A 16,502-nucleotide genomic window follows, 5' to 3' on the forward strand; every position below is an offset into this window, starting at 1 on the left:
TCTCCTTATCGACCAGCAGTCCATTGTGGGGTGGTCAACGCCGTCAGCACGTGATCGCGCCATTCGCCGTCAATCAGTAGATAGTCTTTCGCGTAGCCTTCTTTTTCAAAGCCCAGTCGCGCCAGCAGGTCGCCGCTGCGCTTATTATGCGGCATGTAGTTGGCCATAATGCGGTGAATATGTTGAGTGCGTTGCATATAGCGAATCGCGCTGGTCAGCGCTTCATACATCATCCCCTGCCCCTGCCATTTCTGGCCGATGGAGTAGCCGAGATAACAGGCATGAAACGAGCCACGCACCACGTTGGAAAAGTTCGCCACGCCGATAATCTCTTTCTCTTCCGGGTCAAGCAGCGCGAAATAGAACGCCGTTCCCTGCTTATGAAACTCATTAATCATCGACAAACGCGCCTGCCAGCCGGAAGGATAGCAATGACTGTCGTCACGAATCGGTTCCCAGGGCTTTAAAAATTGCCGATTCTCGGCGTAATAGTCGGCCAGACGCCAGGCGTCCCGGTCGTGAATCAGACGCACCACCAACCGGTCGGTGGTCAACCGAACTTTCGGCACATTACTGCGATAGCCAAACATCTCACTACTCCTGTACCCAACGTATACCCTGGTCGTCTCACTCTACCTGCCCACGGCGGTCAATGAAAACAACAATCTGTCATGATGCATTGTGATAAAAAAGCCCTATCGCTGGCAATACATGAAAAAGTGAGATAGTCCGGCAAAATGAAGATGTTACCGCGCCTCTCTCTTTATCACGAGTCGTGACATTACGCGCCCTCATGCATAAAGACGAACGGTGCGAAATCAATGCCATTAAGAGACAAATAAATTAATCTTGGGTTTGCGAAAATTCGCATCCCAAATACTCAGGCGACCGGTTCATTACGCCGACGGTTATTCTCTCGATTTTTTCTATTAAGGTGTCATGATGGGCGAAATTAGCGTCACCAAACTGTTAGTCATTGTCGTTCTGGTTGTGCTGTTATTCGGTACCAAAAAACTTGCCTCTTTGGGCTCTGATTTTGGTGCGGCGCTGAAAGGGTTCAAAAAAGCGATGAACGATGACAATCATGCTGAAAATGATGCCGATTTTCTCAGTGAGAAAACCACGCAGGGCAATGCTGAGGACACTGACGCCAAACAAAAACGGGCCTGATATTGCACCGTATACAGGCCGTTGAATGGAACTACAGGTAAACGTTCCGTCGTAAAAGCCGCCCATGGCGTGGCCCACAGCGCCTTCGCCACGGCACTTTCAGCATTTTCCGCTGTCAGAGTTCTACTAACAGGGTATGCTGCTTTATGTCAGGATGCACCGAACGCTTTACCTTGAGGAACCTCATGAAAAAATTGTTTGTTATTGCCGCACTGATCGTTAGCGGCCTGGTGGTTGGCTGTAATCAACTCACGCAATATTCCGTTAGCGAGCAGGAGATTAACCAGGCGTTACAGAAGCGGAATAATTTCTCGAAAGATATTGGCGTACCCGGCGTAGCCGATGCCCATATCGTCCTGAGCAACCTCTCCAGCGCAATTGGTCGTGAAGAGCCGAACAAAGTGACGCTGAGCGGCGATGCCAAACTGGATATGAACTCCCTCTTTGGCAGCCAGAAAGCGAATATCGCCCTGACGCTGAAAGCGCTGCCGGTGTTCAACAAAGAACAAGGCGCCATATACCTTCAGGAGATGGAGATCCAGGATGCGAAAGTCACGCCGGAGAAGATGCAGACGGTGGTACAGACGCTGATCCCTTACCTCAACCAGTCGCTGCGCACGTACTTTAATAAGCAACCGGCCTACGTGCTGAAAGAAGATGCCAGCCAGGGTGAAGCATTGGCGAAGAAATTTGCCAAGGGTATTGAGGTGAAACCGGGCGAAATCATTATCCCGTTCACGGACTAATTTCCCGGCACGCCCCCTTTTAAACCCTCTCCCCTCAAGGAGAGGGTTTTCTTCTTTCGCAAACAAATTTCACAGAAAAGGATGCAAAGGAAAACGTTTCCGCTTATCCTTAGTGCCCGGCAAAAAATGACTGATTTCCCACCAGCCGGAGCCTCAAATGACCGCATTACCGCAAGTTCTGAAAATTCGCCGCCCAGACGACTGGCATATCCATCTTCGCGATGGCGAGATGCTAAAAACGGTTGTCCCGTATACCAGTGAACTGTATGGCCGCGCAATTATCATGCCGAACCTGGTTCCGCCAATTACCACCGTAGATGCGGCTATCGCCTACCGCCAGCGCATTCTTGACGCTGTTCCAGCCGGGCATAACTTCACGCCGCTGATGACCTGCTACTTAACCGACACCCTCGATCCGAACGAACTGGAGCGCGGTTTTAACGAAGGCGTATTCACCGCAGCCAAACTGTACCCGGCGAATGCCACTACCAACTCCAGCCACGGCGTCACCAGCACCGATGCGATTATGCCGGTGCTTGAACGCATGGAAAAACTGGGAATGCCGCTGCTGGTGCACGGTGAAGTCACCCACGCGGAAATTGATATTTTTGACCGCGAAGCACGCTTTATCGACACCGTAATGGAACCACTGCGCCAGCGCCTGCCGGGCCTGAAGGTCGTCTTCGAGCACATCACTACCAAAGATGCGGCCGAGTACGTGCGCGACGGCAACGAACTGATTGCCGCCACCATTACCCCTCAGCACCTGATGTTCAACCGTAACCATATGCTGGTAGGCGGCGTACGCCCTCATCTTTACTGCCTGCCAATTCTTAAGCGCAATATCCACCAGCAGGCGCTGCGTGAACTGGTTGCCAGCGGCTTTACTCGCGCCTTCCTCGGCACCGATTCTGCGCCGCACGCCCGCCATCGCAAAGAGGCTAGCTGCGGCTGTGCCGGCTGTTTCAACGCCCCAACGGCGCTGGGAAGCTACGCTACCGTGTTTGAAGAGATGAACGCGCTGCAGCACTTTGAAGCCTTCTGCTCTTTGAACGGCCCGCGCTTCTACGGCCTACCGGTAAACGAGGATTTTGTCGAACTGGTGCGCGAAGAAAGTCAGGTTGCCGAAACCATCGCGCTCAGCGACGATACGCTGGTGCCGTTCCTGGCTGGTGAAACGCTGCGCTGGACGGTGAAAAAATAATTTCGCGCCCCCTGTTGTAAAAGCCGCAAGGTGACTGTATAAATATACAGTATATTACACAGGGGGCAATTATGCGTATTGAAGTTACCGTTGCAAAAACCACTGCACTGCCTGCAGGTGCGCTAGACGCGCTGGCAGGCGAACTTTCCCGCCGTATTAACGACCAATTCCCGGACAGCGGAGGCACCGTCAGCGTGCGCTACGCGGCCAACAACAACCTCTCCGTCATCGGCGGCATTAAAGAAGATAAAGACCGCATCAGCGAGATCCTCCAGGAAACCTGGGAGAGCGCGGACGACTGGTTCATCACCGATTAAGATTTGCTCCCTCATTGTGTTTTTGCCGGGTCGCCCCGGCTTTTTTTCGTTCTTTTCTGCTTGTTATTTTCTCATTTATCCCCATCTTTTAGATTAACCGCAAAAACAATGAACAATATGGTTGTTTATTGCGCGAACGACCGGTCTATTCAGGAATTTATGTTGCTTTTGATTTCAATTCTCGAGTATTTATTGAATTGTTGTATACTGATAAAGCTTCACAAAAAATTGCATTGAACCTCGAGAGTTGTTGCCTTTTAACACATGAAGAAGGGGTTATGATGGAAAAGAATAATGAAGTCATCCAGACCCATCCCCTCGTTGGATGGGACATCAGCACCGTTGATAGCTACGATGCCATGATGTTGCGCCTGCACTACCAAGACCCCAATCAATCGAGCAATAAAGAAGCTGAAGTTGGCCAGACCCTGTGGCTAACCACCGATGTCGCACGTCAGTTTATTTCCATACTGGAAGCCGGGATTGCCAAGATTGAGTCTGGCGATTACCAGGTCAATGAGTATCGCAGGCATTAACGCTGATACTTTCGTCGTATTAACGACCAACAGGCACCTACGGGTGCCTTAATTATTTTCACCCTTGTATAACAACTGTCGGTTAATTACTCTACCAGTCTCTGGCTTCGCGCTTTATCATCGTGTCGGGAATCACTATGGAATACGATCTTATTATTATTGGTAGCGGCTCCGTCGGCGCTGCGGCAGGTTATTACGCCCGTAAAGCGGGTTTAAATGTATTGATGACCGATGCCCATATGCCACCGCACCAGCAAGGAAGTCATCACGGCGATACCCGTCTGATGCGCCATGCCTATGGTGAAGGTGAGAAATACGTCCCGCTGGTTCTTCGCGCCCAGGCGCTATGGGACGAGCTAGCCGCAACCAGCGGCGAAGCACTGTTTGAACAAAGCGGCGTCGTTAACCTTGGCCCCGCTGACTCCACCTTTCTGAACACCGTCGCCCAGAGTGCTGAACAGTTCTCTCTGGCAGTTGAACATCTTGATGCCGCGGCGGTCATGTCCCGTTGGCCCGAAATTCGCGTCCCCGCAGACTACCGTGCCATCTTTGAGCCAGGCTCAGGGGTACTGAAAAGCGAACTGGCGGTGAAAACGCTGATTGCCATGGCAAAAGAAGCCGGCTGCGCGCAGCTTTTCAACTGCCCGGTTACCGCTATTCATAGCGATACGAACGGCGTAACCATTGAGACCTCCGAGGGAAGCTGGCGCGGCAAAAAACTGTTGCTGACGGCGGGAACCTGGGTCAAACAGCTTTACCCTGACCTGCCTATCCAGCCAGTGCGCAAAGTATTTGCCTGGTTCCAGGCAGATGGCCGCTACAGCCGCAAAAACAACTTCCCGGCGTTTACCGGCGAGCTGCCGAACGGCGACCAGTTCTACGGTTTCCCGGCGGTGGAGAACGAGCTGAAAATCGGTAAACACAACGGCGGCCAGGTCATCAACATCCCGGAAGAGCGTAAAGCGTTTGGCAGCGTCGCCACCGACGGTTCCGAAGCGTTCAGCTTCCTGCGGCAGATCCTGCCGGGCATTGGCGGCTGCCTGTACGGCGCGGCCTGTACCTATGACAACACGCCGGATGAAGATTTTATTATCGACACCCTGCCCGGCCAGCCCGATGTGCTGTTTATCGGTGGCCTGAGCGGCCACGGCTTTAAGTTCGCCACCGTTCTGGGGGAAATTGCCGCGCAGTTCGCGCAGCAGAAAACGCCGGAGTACGATTTATCGCCGTTTTCGCTGTCCCGCTTTAACGGCTAACGAAAGCCTTAAAAAAACGGCCCCGAATCATCGGGGCCGTTATATCGAGAATACTATGCGTCGCCTGTTCTACTTTCTGCTCAACAACGTCCGCGAACATCTGATGCTGTATCTGATGCTCTGGCTGCTGTTAGCGCTGCTCGACATCGCCTGGCTCTACTTCAATTAATCGTTCTGGGTCTGCGGATCCGGGATGCCTAAACGGGTATTCAGGCGACCGCGCGATTTATTAAAGATTTTATTGCCGTTTTCGCGCCCGGCACGACGCAGACGTTGCTCTTCTTCAGGAAGTTTGTGCTCTTCCTGGCAGCTTTCGCTACAGCAGCCTTCGTATTTTTCTGCACAGGTCGAGCACTGAATAAACAGCAGGTGGCAGCCATCGTTCAGACAGTTGGTGTGGCTGTCGCACGGTGTACCGCACTGATGGCAGTGGGCAATGATATCGTCGGAAATTCGTTCGCCCATGCGTTCGTCAAAGACGAAGTTCTTACCCACAAAGCGTACCGGTAAACCCTGTTCACGAGCGCGACGAGCGTACTCAATGATGCCGCCTTCGATATGCCAGACCTGATTAAAGCCGTTGTGCTTCATCCAGGCACTGGCTTTTTCACAGCGAATGCCGCCGGTGCAGTACATGACAATTTTCTTGTCTTTATGCTCCTGCATCATCTCAACCGCTTTCGGCAACTGCTCGCGGAAAGTGTCGGCCGGGATCTCCATCGCCTGTTCAAAATGTCCTACTTCGTACTCGTAGTGGTTACGCATATCGATAAACAGCGCGTCGGGGTCATCGAGCATGGCGTTCACTTCCGCCGCTTTCAGGTACTCACCCACGTTGCTGGCATCAAACGTCGGATCGTCGATCCCATCGGCCACGATACGCTCACGAACCTTCATGCGCAGCACCCAGAACGATTTCCCGTCATCATCAAGCGCAATGTTCAGACGCAGATCTTTCAGCGCCGGGTCAAAGCGGTTCAGGCAGTCACGCAGTGCTTCAACCTGGCTCTCTGGTACGCTAATCTGCGCGTTGATCCCCTCGCGGGCCAGGTAAACGCGACCAAAGACATTGAGCGCCGAGAGCGCGACGTACAGCGCATCACGCGTCGCTTTTGGGTCAACAATAGTGAAGTACTTATAGAATGAGATGGTGGTGCGTGGCTCAGTTTCTGCCAGCATCTTCGCTTTCAGCGTCTCATTCGAAATGCGGTTATGTAACACTGGCATGGTGTTCTTATCCTGCAAAATAGAATGGATGGGAATAATCGGGGCGCATGATATAGCAATCATCGTTAATTTACATCCCCACATTTTGCGCTACATTCTCTTCACCATTACTAATGCTCTGCAAAATAGTTGTATGAATAGACAACAGTCGTGACGCGGTCGTTTTGGCTGACGGAAAAATAGTGCGACAATAGAGCCAGTTGCTCGTAATAACAGGAAAGACATGACCCAGTTACCTAAATTCACCACAGCGTTGCTGCACCCCCGCTACTGGCCGTCCTGGCTGGGTGTTGGCGTGCTCTGGTTAGTTGTTCAACTGCCGTATCCGGTTATTTATCGCCTCGGGAACGCTATCGGCCGTCTGGCCCTGCTGTTGATGAAGCGCCGAGCGCAAATTGCATACCGCAATCTTGAGCTCTGCTTCCCGGAAAAGAGCGAAGCTGAACGTCATCAGATGGTGGTTAAGAATTTTGAGTCGGTAGGGATGGGCGTGATGGAGACCGGGATCGCCTGGTTCTGGCCGACTAAGCGCATCAACCGCTGGATGGATGCCAGCGGCCTTGAGCATATCCGCGCCGTGCAGGATTCCGGCCGCGGCGTTTTGCTGATCGGTATTCACTTCCTGACGCTGGAAATGGGCGCCCGTATGTTCGGCATTCATAACCCTGGGATTGGCGTCTATCGGCCCAACGATAATCCGGTCATCGACTGGCTGCAAACCTGGGGCCGCATGCGGTCAAACAAAGATATGATTGACCGTAAAGACCTGAAAGGCATGGTCCGCGCGCTGAAGAACGGCGAAATTATCTGGTATGCGCCGGACCACGACTACGGCCCGCGCGCCAGCGTCTTTGCACCGCTGTTCGCCGTGAAGGATGCCGCCACGACATCCGGCACCTGGATGCTGGCAAAAATGTCAAAAGCGTGCGTGGTTCCCTTTGTGCCGCGCCGTAAACCGAACGGCAAAGGCTACGAACTGATTATTCTCGAACCGGAATGCGACCCGCCGCTGGAGAATGCCGAAGTCACCGCCGCATGGATGAACACCATCGTCGAAAAATGCATCATGATGGCCCCAGAGCAATACATGTGGCTGCATCGGCGCTTTAAAACGCGCCCGGAAGGAGCACCTTCCCTGTACTAACGTTATACGCGCAGCTCCGGCTGCGCGTTTTTGTTTTAGCTTTAAAAGCGGACCACATTGCAGTGATATGAACACAGGAGCATAATTAGCAGGCTTATAAATACACTCTCTTTTGGCGACATTTCGCCTGCGGAACCCTATGCAACCCTCAGATGCCCCCATTAACTGGAAGCGTAACCTCGCTGTCGTTTGGCTCGGCTGTTTTTTAACCGGCGCAGCATTCAGCCTGGTCATGCCTTTCCTGCCGCTTTACGTTGAAGCGCTCGGCGTGACCGGCCACAGCTCGCTGAATATGTGGTCTGGCCTGGTCTTCAGTATCACCTTCCTGTTCTCTGCCATCGCGTCACCGCTATGGGGCGGCCTGGCCGACCGCAAAGGGCGTAAAATCATGCTGCTGCGCTCGGCGCTGGGTATGGCTATCGTCATGTTGTTAATGGGGCTGGCGCAGAATATCTGGCAGTTTCTGATTCTGCGCGCACTGCTGGGGCTTCTGGGGGGATTTATTCCTAACGCCAACGCGCTGATTGCCACCCAAATTCCGCGTCACAAGAGCGGTTGGGCGCTGGGCACGCTGTCGACTGGTGCCGTGAGCGGCGCGCTGCTGGGGCCGCTGGCCGGCGGTTTTCTTGCCGATAACTACGGCCTGCGTCCGGTGTTCTTTATGACCGCCGCGGTGCTGTTTGTCTGCTTCGTGATGACGCTGTTCTTCATCCGCGAGCAGTTCACGCCGGTATCGAAAAAAGAGATGCTGCACGTCAAAGAGGTGTTTGGCTCGCTGAAAAACCGCGAACTGGTGCTGAGCCTGTTCGTCACCACGCTGATTATCCAGGTCGCCACCGGCTCTATCGCCCCGATTCTGACACTTTACGTACGTGACCTTGCAGGGAATATCAGCAATATTGCCTTTGTCAGCGGCATGATAGCCTCGGTGCCCGGCGTGGCGGCGCTAATTTGCGCGCCGCGTTTAGGTAAGCTCGGCGACCGTATTGGCCCGGAAAAGATTCTTATCGTGGCGCTGGTGGTCTCCGTGCTGCTGCTGATCCCGATGTCGTTTGTGCAGAACCCGCTGCAGCTCGGTATCCTGCGCTTCCTGCTGGGTGCGGCTGACGGCGCGCTGCTACCTGCGGTGCAAACGCTGCTGGTCTATAACTCCAGCAACCAGATTGCCGGGCGAATTTTCAGCTATAACCAGTCGTTCCGCGATATTGGTAACGTCACCGGGCCGCTGATTGGTGCCGCCGTGTCGGCAAACTACGGCTTCCGCGCGGTCTTCTGCGTAACCGCCGCCGTCGTGCTGTTCAACGCCATTTATACCGGTTTTAGCCTGCGTCGCAGCCCCGTCCCTTCCCGTTCTTAAACACATCATCCGGCGGTTTGCGTTAAATCAAATCGCCGGACGTGTACAACTCAAAAGTTAAGCTATTATTTCCCTGAATACCTCACCACATTGCAGGGAGTTGAGATGACTTTATACGCCACGCTCGAAGAAGCTATTGATGCGGCACGTGAAACGTTCCTCGCCGATAACCCCGGACTTGAGGAAGATGAAGCGGACGTAGAGCAGTTCAATATGCAAAAGTACATACTACAGGATGGTGACATCATGTGGCAGGCCGAGTTCTTCGCCGAAGAAGATGAAGAAGGCGAGTGTGTGCCGATGCTCAGCGGTGAGGCGGCACAAAGCGTGTTTGACGGTGATTTTGACGAGATTGAGTTACGTCAGGAATGGCTGGAAGAAAATACGCTGCACGAATGGGATGAAGGCGAGTATCAGCTTGAGCCCTCGCAGGATACCGAAGAGGGCCAGACTGCCGCCGATGAGTGGGACGAGCGTTAATTATTCGTAAGGACCATGGCTTGCGTCAATCGGCAGCAGCAGCGTGTCGAAGACCAGCGAGAACGGCAGGTCGAGAATGGTGACGTAGCGCCAGGCAGAGTCGCGTAGATCCCACTTCACACCCGAATAGTACTGATTCCCGTGGCCCTGGCCCGGGATCGTCCGGCTGATAATGCTGCCGCATCCGGTAAGCATTATCGCCATGGCGGCGACCAGTATCATTCTTATCACGTCGTTTACCTCATTAAACAGACAAAAAAATACCGGCTTGATGGCCGGTATTTCCTTACGGCAAATATTGGTGCTGGAATTTCCCCGGAGTCGGTGCTTCGCACCTCGTCCGGGCTACAGGTTACGTAGCCCGACCAAGCGAAGCGCCGCCGGGGAAGCACTCCACTATTTGGTTTTCAGCGCCAGCGGATTTAGCTGCAGCTTATCGTATTCAGCCACCCACGAAGAATATTTCTCCGGTGCGGCCCAAACACGGTAATGCAAACGAGACAGCGTGACCGGGTCGCTCAACAGCACCAGACGACGATCGCGGTTAAGTTTGTCCGGCGTTTCGTTCAGCGCCTGCTCGACGTGACGATCGCGGGCAATCTCCAGCACGTGGCTCGCACGGTGACGCGCGGTAGCCATTGCCGTTGCCAGAGCATTCAACGATGGGTTAAATACCGCATGCATAAAGCCATCGTCCAGCACGCGAGCGCGGTTCTGCTCCAGATACGTTTCGGTATCGGCCAGCACCTTCGGCGTGTTGTACTCTTCCGGGATCAGGAACAGCTTCCAGCGCTTGGTGCGCAGGCCGTTAGTTGAGCGGCTGGAGACCACCGAAACGAACGGTGACAGGATCAGCGAGAAGACGATCGGCGCCAGCCAGAACAGGAAGCGCAGATCCAGCCATGCCATACCGACCGCCCACACCAGACCCAACAGCAGCTGAGAACCATGGCGCATAAAGGCTTCGCTCCACGGCGTGGAGTCATCGTCACGCTGCGGCGAGTTCCATACCACTTCCCAGCCCAGGAACGCACTGACCACGAAAACGGTGTGGAACAGCATGCGAACCGGTGCCAGCAGTACGGAGAACAGTACTTCCAGCAGCAGGGAGAGCGTTACGCGAACAAAACCGCCGTACTCTTTCGACCCTTTGCACCACACCAGAATGATGCTCAGCAGTTTCGGCAGGAACAGCAGCACCATCGTCGAGGCGAACAACGCAATCGCGAGCTCAGGTCGCCACTGTGGCCAGACCGGGAACAGCTGACGCGGCTGCAGGAAGTACTGCGGCTCGGTCAATGCGTGTACCACCTGCAGTGCGGTCGACAGAGCCAGGAACATAAACCACAGCGGCGCGGAGAGGTAGGACATGACGCCGGTCAGGAACACGGCACGGTGAACAGGGTGCATCCCTTTCACCAGGAACAGGCGGAAGTTCATCAGGTTACCCTGACACCAGCGACGGTCACGCTTAAGTTCATCCAGCAGGTTCGGCGGCAGCTCTTCATAAGAGCCCGGCAGGTCGTAGGCAATCCAGACGCCCCACCCTGCACGACGCATCAGCGCCGCTTCCACGAAGTCGTGCGACAGGATCGAACCGGCAAAGTTACCTTCGCCCGGCAGCGGCGCCAGCGCACAGTGCTCAATAAACGGCTTCACGCGGATAATAGCGTTGTGACCCCAGTAGTGGGATTCACCCAACTGCCAGAAGTGCAGCCCCGCGGTAAACAGCGGCCCGTAAACGCGTGTGGCAAACTGCTGGCAGCGTGCGTACAGCGTGTCCATCCCGGAAGCGCGTGGGGAAGACTGGATGATACCCGCATTCGGGTTCGCTTCCATCAGTCGCACCAGGTTGGTCAGGCAGTCGCCGGACATCACGGAGTCGGCATCCAGTACGACCATGTAGCTGTACTGATTACCCCAACGACGGCAGAAGTCATCGATGTTACCGCTTTTACGCTTCATACGACGACGACGACGACGGTAGAAGATCTGCCCTTCGCCCTGTACCTCGGCAATCAGTTCCATCCAGGCTTTTTGCTCTGCTACGCAGATATCCGGGTTGTAGCTGTCGCTCAAGATGTAGACGTCAAAGTGCTTCTGTTGGCCGGTGGCTTTCACCGATTCCCAGGTGGCACGCAGACCGGCGAATACGCGAGACACGTCTTCGTTACAGATAGGCATAATGAGCGCCGTCCGGTGCTCCGGGTTCAGCGGCTCATCGCCGACCGTCGAGGCCGAAATGCTGTATTTGTCGCGGCCAATCAGCAGTTGCAGGAAGCCCATTAAGGCCGTCCAGAAACCGGCGGAGACCCAACAGAAGAGCACGGCAAACAGAATCAGGATCCCGGTTTGCAGCAGGTACGGCAGCAGCTGCATAAAGGAGACCCACAGGTTCTGCCCGACCATATCCGCCGGGTTGATCAGCGCCCAGCCCTGATACGGCAGAATGGTCTTCATGTACCAGGTCGCCACGACGGTCTGCGCAATCGTCAGAATCAGCAGGGTATAGCGGCGAAGCGAGCCCACCATACGCCATTTCTGTTCGCGCTCCTGCTCTTCTTTCGTCAGACGAGACAGATAGCGCGGCGTGACGTCACGGCCACGCAGACGATCCCAGAAGCGACCTACCGGGTTGGTACGCCACGGATCCGGGAACATTGAGGAGCGCGTCGCCTTCGGCATGGCCTGCAGCTGGGTGCGCCCTTCATCGTCTTTGATGAGCTGATCGCCGCCCAGAGAATCTGGCCAGCTCTCTTCAAGACGCGCCTTGACCGAGGCCAGCGGCGTGTCATCATCACGGGCAAATGCCTGGTGCTCATCGTCCAGCGCTTCGTGCACGGCACGAAGGGAACTGTTCGGGAGCGCCGCTTTTTCTGCATCCGTAAGCGACAATGCGTCGATATACTTCGTTGTGTTATTCATTTGCAGGCAGCTGATAGCTCCAGGTTTCACTCAGCGTCTGGTCAGCGTTGACCAGCGCAGCGCGCATTTCAGTGGTTTTCTTCGGATCTTTCACCTTCACGCGCAGCATCAGACGCCAGCCTTTCGTTACCGGGTTGTAACGTACGCTGTTTTCGACGATTTCACCGTTGTCGCCAATGCTGGTTTGCGCCGTAACTGGCGTATCCTGCGGCATCTTGCGCATATCTGCGCCGGTAAAATCAACCACGAAGGCCAGCGTGCCGTCCGGCTGACGAATCAGGTTGGACTGCTTCACATCACCGGTAGAGCGGCGAGTCTGCATCACGTACGCGTTATCGGTCGGGTGCAGTTTCTCTTCGTCACGGGTAAAGGTGATGGTGTACTTGTAGTTCATCTCTTTACCAGCTTCCGGCAGCTTGTCCGGCGTCCAGTAAGCGACGATGTTATCGTTGGTTTCGTCGTTGGTCGGGATTTCAACCAGCTCAACGGTCCCTTTACCCCAGTCACCTTTCGGCGTGATCCACGCGCTTGGGCGCAGATCGTAGCGGTCGTCCAGATCCTCAAAGTGAGAGAACTGGCGGCCACGCTGCAGCAGACCAAAGCCCTGCGGGTTTTCGGTCGCGAAGCTGCTGACGGCAAGGTGCTTAGGATTGTTAAGCGGACGCCAGATCCACTCGTCATTACCGGCGTGGATAGACAGACCGTTGGAGTCATGCAGCTCCGGACGATAGTTGGTCGCCGCAGAAGGCTGGTTAGGCCCGAACAGGAACATACTGGTCAACGGCGCCACGCCGAGCTTGCCGACCTTATCGCGCAGGTAAATTTTGGTCTGCACGTCAACGACGGTGTCGCGGCCAGGCATAATAATGAAGCGATAGGCTCCGGTCGCACGTGGAGAATCCAGCAGCGCATAGATAGTCAAACGTTTGTCAGTGGCTTTTGGACGCTCAATCCAGTATTCACGGAAGCGAGGGAACTCTTCACCGGACGGCAATGCGGTATCGATAGCCAGACCACGGGCGGACAGACCATAAACCTGACCCTGCCCCAGAACACGGAAATAGCTGGCACCCAGCATGCTGACGATTTCGTCGTTTTTATCTTTGCTGTTAATTGGGTACAGCACTTTAAAACCAGCGAAACCCAGATCCTTCACGGTGTCTTTGTCATGCTGAACGTCACCGAACGTGAAGTAATCCGGGCTGTACTTAATTTTACGCACGGAAGTCGCCGTAACTTCGTTAATGGTCACCGGCGTGTCGAAGTACATACCCTGATGGTAGAACTCGAGTTTGAATGGGGTCTTTATCTTATTCCAGTACGCCTTATCGTGGTTAAACTGGATTTGCTGGTAGTCCGCATATTTCATATCGCGGAAGACGGAAGGCAGGTTGCTTTTTGGTGCTTCATAGCTCTTATCAGCCAGCGATTTTGCCTGCTTTGCAACGTCATCAATAGTGAATGCCCATGCAGATGAAGTACACAGGGACAACATTACGGCTGCGCCTAACCAGCGCAGTTTCATCATCTGTGGTTTATGTTTCATATAACTAAGCACTTCCCCCTTTGTGTGCTTAAATCGATCCGATCCATTTTACTGGAAATTCAAGCAATCCGACAACATAATCCCCGTATTCTTCAGCGCAGTGGCTTATGGAGTAAACAACTGTTAACCGCTGCTTGCACTTTGAGTGCTTATCCTGGAGACAGGTAACCAGAGTTAGTGTAGGGTTGCCAACGAATGTAAACTTTATCGTCTTATCCGGTAAGGCGATTAGTCTGAGAATCGTACCTAACCCTATGAATAACAAACCCGCACAGCGTGAATATTTCCTCGACTCCATTCGAGCCTGGCTGATGCTCCTGGGGATACCCTTTCACATCTCCCTACTCTACTCCAGCCACACCTGGCATATGAACAGCGCTACCCCCTCCTGGTGGTTGACGTTATTCAATGATTTTGTTCATGCTTTTCGCATGCAGGTGTTCTTTGTTATCTCCGGCTACTTTTCCTATATGCTGTATTTGCGTTATCCGATCAAAAAATGGTGGAAAGTGCGCGTGGAGCGCGTCGGTATTCCGATGCTTACCGCCATCCCTCTTCTGACGTTACCGCAATTTCTAATGCTGCAGTACGTTAAGGGTAAGACGGAAAGCTGGCATACGCTCTCTTTCTACGACAAATATAATACGTTGGCGTGGGAACTGGTGTCGCATCTATGGTTCCTATTAGTTCTGGTGGTGCTGACATCCCTCGGCATTCTGGCGTTCCGCCTGATGCGCCGACGGCAGATTCGCCGGCGTGAAGACCTGTTTGATCATATGTCGATGGCGAAGCTGACTCTGATGTTTTTAGCATTGGGGATCGTTTATGCCGCCATTCGCCGGACTATCTTCCTGCTTTACCCGCCGGTACTCAGCGACGGGCTATTCAACTTTGTGGTCATGCAGACGCTGTTTTATGTGCCTTTCTTTATTCTTGGCGCACTGGCCTTTATTCATCCGAAGCTGAAAACGCTGTTTACTACCCCATCCCCATGGTGCATCGTCGCGGCGCTATTCGGGTTTATTGCCTACCGCCTGAACCAGCACTTTGGCTCAGGTGATGCATGGATGTATGAAACGGAATACGTGATTACGATGGTGCTGGGGGTATGGATGGTCAACGTGGTGTTCTCGTTCGGGCATCGTATGCTGAACTTCCAGTCCGCCCGCGTGACCTATTTCGTCAATGCTTCTTTATTTATCTACCTGGTGCACCACCCACTGACGCTGTTCTTTGGTGCCTGGATCATGCCGACCATTAGCTCAAATACGTTGGGCTTCCTGACCGGCCTGATTTTCGTGGTGGGTTGCGCGTTAATTCTCTACGAGATCCACCTGCGTATCCCCTTGCTGCGTTTCCTCTTTTCCGGGAAGTCGCAGCAAAAGGCAACGAAAGCACAGGTGGCCAGTCATTAAGTGTTGGCGTCATTAGCCAGGCCTGGGATCCGGGTCTGGCTGAGTAAGTGCTGATACAAATGTGTTGTTGCTGCATCAAAACAGACAAAATAGACAATTTCCGGCAGGCTGCGACGGGTCAGAAATGCCGCCACCGTACTGACGGCAATGTCAGCCGCCGCGTCTGCTGGATATCCGTAGGCTCCCGTTGAGATAGCCGGGAAAGCGATAGTGCGATAACCGTTATCCAGCGCCAGCTGAAGGCTATTGCGGTAAGCCTCTTGTAACAATGAGGCTTCGTGTTCTCCCCCACCCTGCCAGACCGGCCCTACGGTATGAATCACTGCTTTTGCCTTCAGATTTCCCGCGTGGGTGATCACCGCATGCCCTGGTGGACAGGTTCCCTGCTGCTGACGGACAACCGCACAGGCTTCCTGCAACGTTGGACCCGCCGCACGATGGATTGCACCATCTACGCCACCACCGCCCATTAATGAGGGATTGGCGGCATTGACGATAACATCCACCTCGAGGTGGGTAATATCTCCTTGCTGCACCTGAATTCGTACGGTCATGCTAACTATCCTCTGACTAAGACGAAAATATTGTCTACCATAGACAACGCTGACCGCAACTTCGTTTCAGGCTATTGATACTCTACTGTCAATATTGCCAGATTTTTTTCAGGGTTCACCCAACGTAAGCTGGCGGTTGTTTTCGCATTGGTCACTTTACGTCCTTGAAATAAATCTTTGACATTTATTGTCTCTACGCGCGGCGTTCCCTCTTCAAAACAGCTTACGCTGACCTGCCGAGCATTGGCCTGATAATCACAAGGTGACTCGACAATTTGTCCAGTGAAATGGATGATGCCGTCAGACGCAGCATGTGATTGAACGCTGCACAACAGAGTCAGCAGCGGAAGAGATAGGCTGAAATAGTGACCGAATGTTTGCATGACAACGCCCCTCATTCAAGATCGTCCGTGAATCAATACTTCCTGATCTGAAATCCGCGCCGAATACACATTTTGTAAACATTACACTAACATTAGTGTCCTTACTCGTTGATTTCAAGCATCTTTTATATAGATATTTTGTATGTTTAGAAATAATACTATCAGCTATCCAACACTCTTAGAGTGGAAAAGAAACATAAAAAAGGCCGCAACGGATAACGTTGCGGCCCCATAAATATTTC

General features: G+C 53.6%; 18 protein-coding genes. 11 read left to right on the plus strand and 7 right to left on the minus strand.

The features are described 5' to 3' along the window. Positions 1-5: 5 nt before the first annotated feature. Positions 6-590 (minus strand): ribosomal protein S5-alanine N-acetyltransferase, encoded by a 585-nt coding sequence (gene rimJ, locus HII27_RS02665; RefSeq protein WP_035896479.1) that lies wholly within the window; start codon positions 588-590, stop codon positions 6-8. Between the two features lie 352 nt (positions 591-942). Here rimJ and tatA point away from each other — a divergent pair, with 352 nt between their 5' ends. The 7 genes from tatA to HII27_RS02700 all read left to right on the plus strand — a co-directional run bounded on the left by tatA (position 943) and on the right by HII27_RS02700 (position 5,398). Continuing rightward, positions 943-1,170 (plus strand): Sec-independent protein translocase subunit TatA, encoded by a 228-nt coding sequence (gene tatA / locus HII27_RS02670; RefSeq protein ID WP_185666742.1) that lies wholly within the window; start codon positions 943-945, stop codon positions 1,168-1,170. A 185-nt stretch (positions 1,171-1,355) separates the two neighbouring features. Next, on the plus strand, positions 1,356-1,916 hold the full coding sequence (locus tag HII27_RS02675) for a lipoprotein (RefSeq protein ID WP_035896888.1): 561 nt from the start codon (positions 1,356-1,358) through the stop codon (positions 1,914-1,916). A 157-nt stretch (positions 1,917-2,073) separates the two neighbouring features. Next, positions 2,074-3,120: a dihydroorotase gene (gene pyrC, locus HII27_RS02680; protein WP_185666433.1), complete on the plus strand. Its 1,047-nt coding sequence runs from the start codon at positions 2,074-2,076 to the stop codon at positions 3,118-3,120. A 71-nt stretch (positions 3,121-3,191) separates the two neighbouring features. Then, complete coding sequence (gene dinI, locus HII27_RS02685) at positions 3,192-3,437, plus strand: DNA damage-inducible protein I (protein WP_035896890.1); 246 nt, start codon at positions 3,192-3,194, stop codon at positions 3,435-3,437. Between the two features lie 281 nt (positions 3,438-3,718). Continuing rightward, positions 3,719-3,973 (plus strand): biofilm formation regulator BssS, encoded by a 255-nt coding sequence (bssS, locus tag HII27_RS02690; protein WP_035896892.1) that lies wholly within the window; start codon positions 3,719-3,721, stop codon positions 3,971-3,973. 137 nt (positions 3,974-4,110) lie between these two features. Next, entirely contained in the window at positions 4,111-5,229 is a 1,119-nt protein-coding gene (solA, locus tag HII27_RS02695) for an N-methyl-L-tryptophan oxidase (RefSeq protein ID WP_185666434.1), read from the plus strand. A gap of 55 nt (positions 5,230-5,284) precedes the next feature. Next, positions 5,285-5,398: a DUF2770 family protein gene (locus HII27_RS02700; protein ID WP_185666435.1), complete on the plus strand. Its 114-nt coding sequence runs from the start codon at positions 5,285-5,287 to the stop codon at positions 5,396-5,398. Here HII27_RS02700 and trhO read toward each other — a convergent pair. After that, a complete protein-coding gene (gene trhO, locus HII27_RS02705) occupies positions 5,395-6,456 on the minus strand; it encodes an oxygen-dependent tRNA uridine(34) hydroxylase TrhO (RefSeq protein ID WP_185666436.1) in 1,062 nt (353 codons plus the stop codon). The two genes, HII27_RS02700 and trhO, sit on opposite strands and share 4 nt — an antisense overlap. Positions 6,457-6,679: 223 nt before the next feature. Here trhO and HII27_RS02710 point away from each other — a divergent pair, with 223 nt between their 5' ends. From HII27_RS02710 to HII27_RS02720, 3 genes are all read left to right on the plus strand, one after another. Beyond that, positions 6,680-7,600, plus strand: a complete 921-nt coding sequence (locus tag HII27_RS02710; protein WP_185666437.1) for a Kdo(2)-lipid IV(A) acyltransferase — start codon at positions 6,680-6,682, stop codon at positions 7,598-7,600. 139 nt (positions 7,601-7,739) lie between these two features. Further along, entirely contained in the window at positions 7,740-8,957 is a 1,218-nt protein-coding gene (mdtG, locus tag HII27_RS02715; protein WP_185666438.1) for a multidrug efflux MFS transporter MdtG, read from the plus strand. A gap of 105 nt (positions 8,958-9,062) precedes the next feature. Next, complete coding sequence (locus HII27_RS02720; RefSeq protein WP_185666439.1) at positions 9,063-9,437, plus strand: MysB family protein; 375 nt, start codon at positions 9,063-9,065, stop codon at positions 9,435-9,437. On the opposite strand, the gene HII27_RS02725 is transcribed toward HII27_RS02720, so the two are convergent. The 3 genes from HII27_RS02725 to mdoG all read right to left on the minus strand — a co-directional run bounded on the left by HII27_RS02725 (position 9,438) and on the right by mdoG (position 13,908). Next, complete coding sequence (locus tag HII27_RS02725; protein WP_191091979.1) at positions 9,438-9,659, minus strand: YceK/YidQ family lipoprotein; 222 nt, start codon at positions 9,657-9,659, stop codon at positions 9,438-9,440. A gap of 174 nt (positions 9,660-9,833) precedes the next feature. Next, the gene (mdoH, locus tag HII27_RS02730; protein WP_185666440.1) at positions 9,834-12,362 is read right to left on the minus strand and encodes a glucans biosynthesis glucosyltransferase MdoH; all 2,529 of its coding nucleotides are present in this window, start codon (positions 12,360-12,362) and stop codon (positions 9,834-9,836) included. After that, positions 12,355-13,908, minus strand: a complete 1,554-nt coding sequence (gene mdoG / locus HII27_RS02735) for a glucans biosynthesis protein MdoG (RefSeq protein ID WP_185666441.1) — start codon at positions 13,906-13,908, stop codon at positions 12,355-12,357. The genes mdoH and mdoG overlap by 8 nt, the downstream gene beginning before the upstream one ends. A 254-nt stretch (positions 13,909-14,162) precedes the next feature. Here mdoG and mdoC point away from each other — a divergent pair, with 254 nt between their 5' ends. Next, on the plus strand, positions 14,163-15,323 hold the full coding sequence (gene mdoC, locus HII27_RS02740; RefSeq protein WP_185666442.1) for a glucans biosynthesis protein MdoC: 1,161 nt from the start codon (positions 14,163-14,165) through the stop codon (positions 15,321-15,323). Here mdoC and ymdB read toward each other — a convergent pair. Further along, positions 15,320-15,877, minus strand: coding sequence for an O-acetyl-ADP-ribose deacetylase (gene ymdB / locus HII27_RS02745; protein ID WP_185666443.1), 558 nt, complete (start codon positions 15,875-15,877; stop codon positions 15,320-15,322). The two genes, mdoC and ymdB, sit on opposite strands and share 4 nt — an antisense overlap. A 71-nt stretch (positions 15,878-15,948) precedes the next feature. Continuing rightward, positions 15,949-16,260, minus strand: a complete 312-nt coding sequence (locus HII27_RS02750) for a hypothetical protein (RefSeq protein ID WP_185666444.1) — start codon at positions 16,258-16,260, stop codon at positions 15,949-15,951. Positions 16,261-16,502: the final 242 nt, after the last annotated feature.

The sequence above is a fragment of the Kluyvera sichuanensis genome, assembly GCF_014218705.1.
GTDB classification, from domain to species: Bacteria; Pseudomonadota; Gammaproteobacteria; order Enterobacterales; family Enterobacteriaceae; genus Kluyvera; species Kluyvera sichuanensis.

Excerpts from the sequence above, each read along its gene's own strand:
- solA (WP_185666434.1), top strand. The coding sequence starts at position 4,111 with ATGGAATACGATCTTATTATTATTGGTAGCGGCTCCGTCGGCGCTGCG.
- tatA (WP_185666742.1), top strand. The coding sequence starts at position 943 with ATGGGCGAAATTAGCGTCACCAAACTGTTAGTCATTGTCGTTCTGGTT.
- HII27_RS02725 (WP_191091979.1), bottom strand. The coding sequence starts at position 9,659 with ATGATACTGGTCGCCGCCATGGCGATAATGCTTACCGGATGCGGCAGC.
- ymdB (WP_185666443.1), bottom strand. The coding sequence starts at position 15,877 with ATGACCGTACGAATTCAGGTGCAGCAAGGAGATATTACCCACCTCGAG.
- HII27_RS02720 (WP_185666439.1), top strand. The coding sequence starts at position 9,063 with ATGACTTTATACGCCACGCTCGAAGAAGCTATTGATGCGGCACGTGAA.
- mdoH (WP_185666440.1), bottom strand. The coding sequence starts at position 12,362 with ATGAATAACACAACGAAGTATATCGACGCATTGTCGCTTACGGATGCA.
- HII27_RS02675 (WP_035896888.1), top strand. The coding sequence starts at position 1,356 with ATGAAAAAATTGTTTGTTATTGCCGCACTGATCGTTAGCGGCCTGGTG.
- mdtG (WP_185666438.1), top strand. The coding sequence starts at position 7,740 with ATGCAACCCTCAGATGCCCCCATTAACTGGAAGCGTAACCTCGCTGTC.
- bssS (WP_035896892.1), top strand. The coding sequence starts at position 3,719 with ATGGAAAAGAATAATGAAGTCATCCAGACCCATCCCCTCGTTGGATGG.
- pyrC (WP_185666433.1), top strand. The coding sequence starts at position 2,074 with ATGACCGCATTACCGCAAGTTCTGAAAATTCGCCGCCCAGACGACTGG.
- HII27_RS02700 (WP_185666435.1), top strand. The coding sequence starts at position 5,285 with ATGCGTCGCCTGTTCTACTTTCTGCTCAACAACGTCCGCGAACATCTG.
- dinI (WP_035896890.1), top strand. The coding sequence starts at position 3,192 with ATGCGTATTGAAGTTACCGTTGCAAAAACCACTGCACTGCCTGCAGGT.
- trhO (WP_185666436.1), bottom strand. The coding sequence starts at position 6,456 with ATGCCAGTGTTACATAACCGCATTTCGAATGAGACGCTGAAAGCGAAG.
- HII27_RS02750 (WP_185666444.1), bottom strand. The coding sequence starts at position 16,260 with ATGCAAACATTCGGTCACTATTTCAGCCTATCTCTTCCGCTGCTGACT.
- mdoG (WP_185666441.1), bottom strand. The coding sequence starts at position 13,908 with ATGAAACATAAACCACAGATGATGAAACTGCGCTGGTTAGGCGCAGCC.
- mdoC (WP_185666442.1), top strand. The coding sequence starts at position 14,163 with ATGAATAACAAACCCGCACAGCGTGAATATTTCCTCGACTCCATTCGA.
- rimJ (WP_035896479.1), bottom strand. The coding sequence starts at position 590 with ATGTTTGGCTATCGCAGTAATGTGCCGAAAGTTCGGTTGACCACCGAC.
- HII27_RS02710 (WP_185666437.1), top strand. The coding sequence starts at position 6,680 with ATGACCCAGTTACCTAAATTCACCACAGCGTTGCTGCACCCCCGCTAC.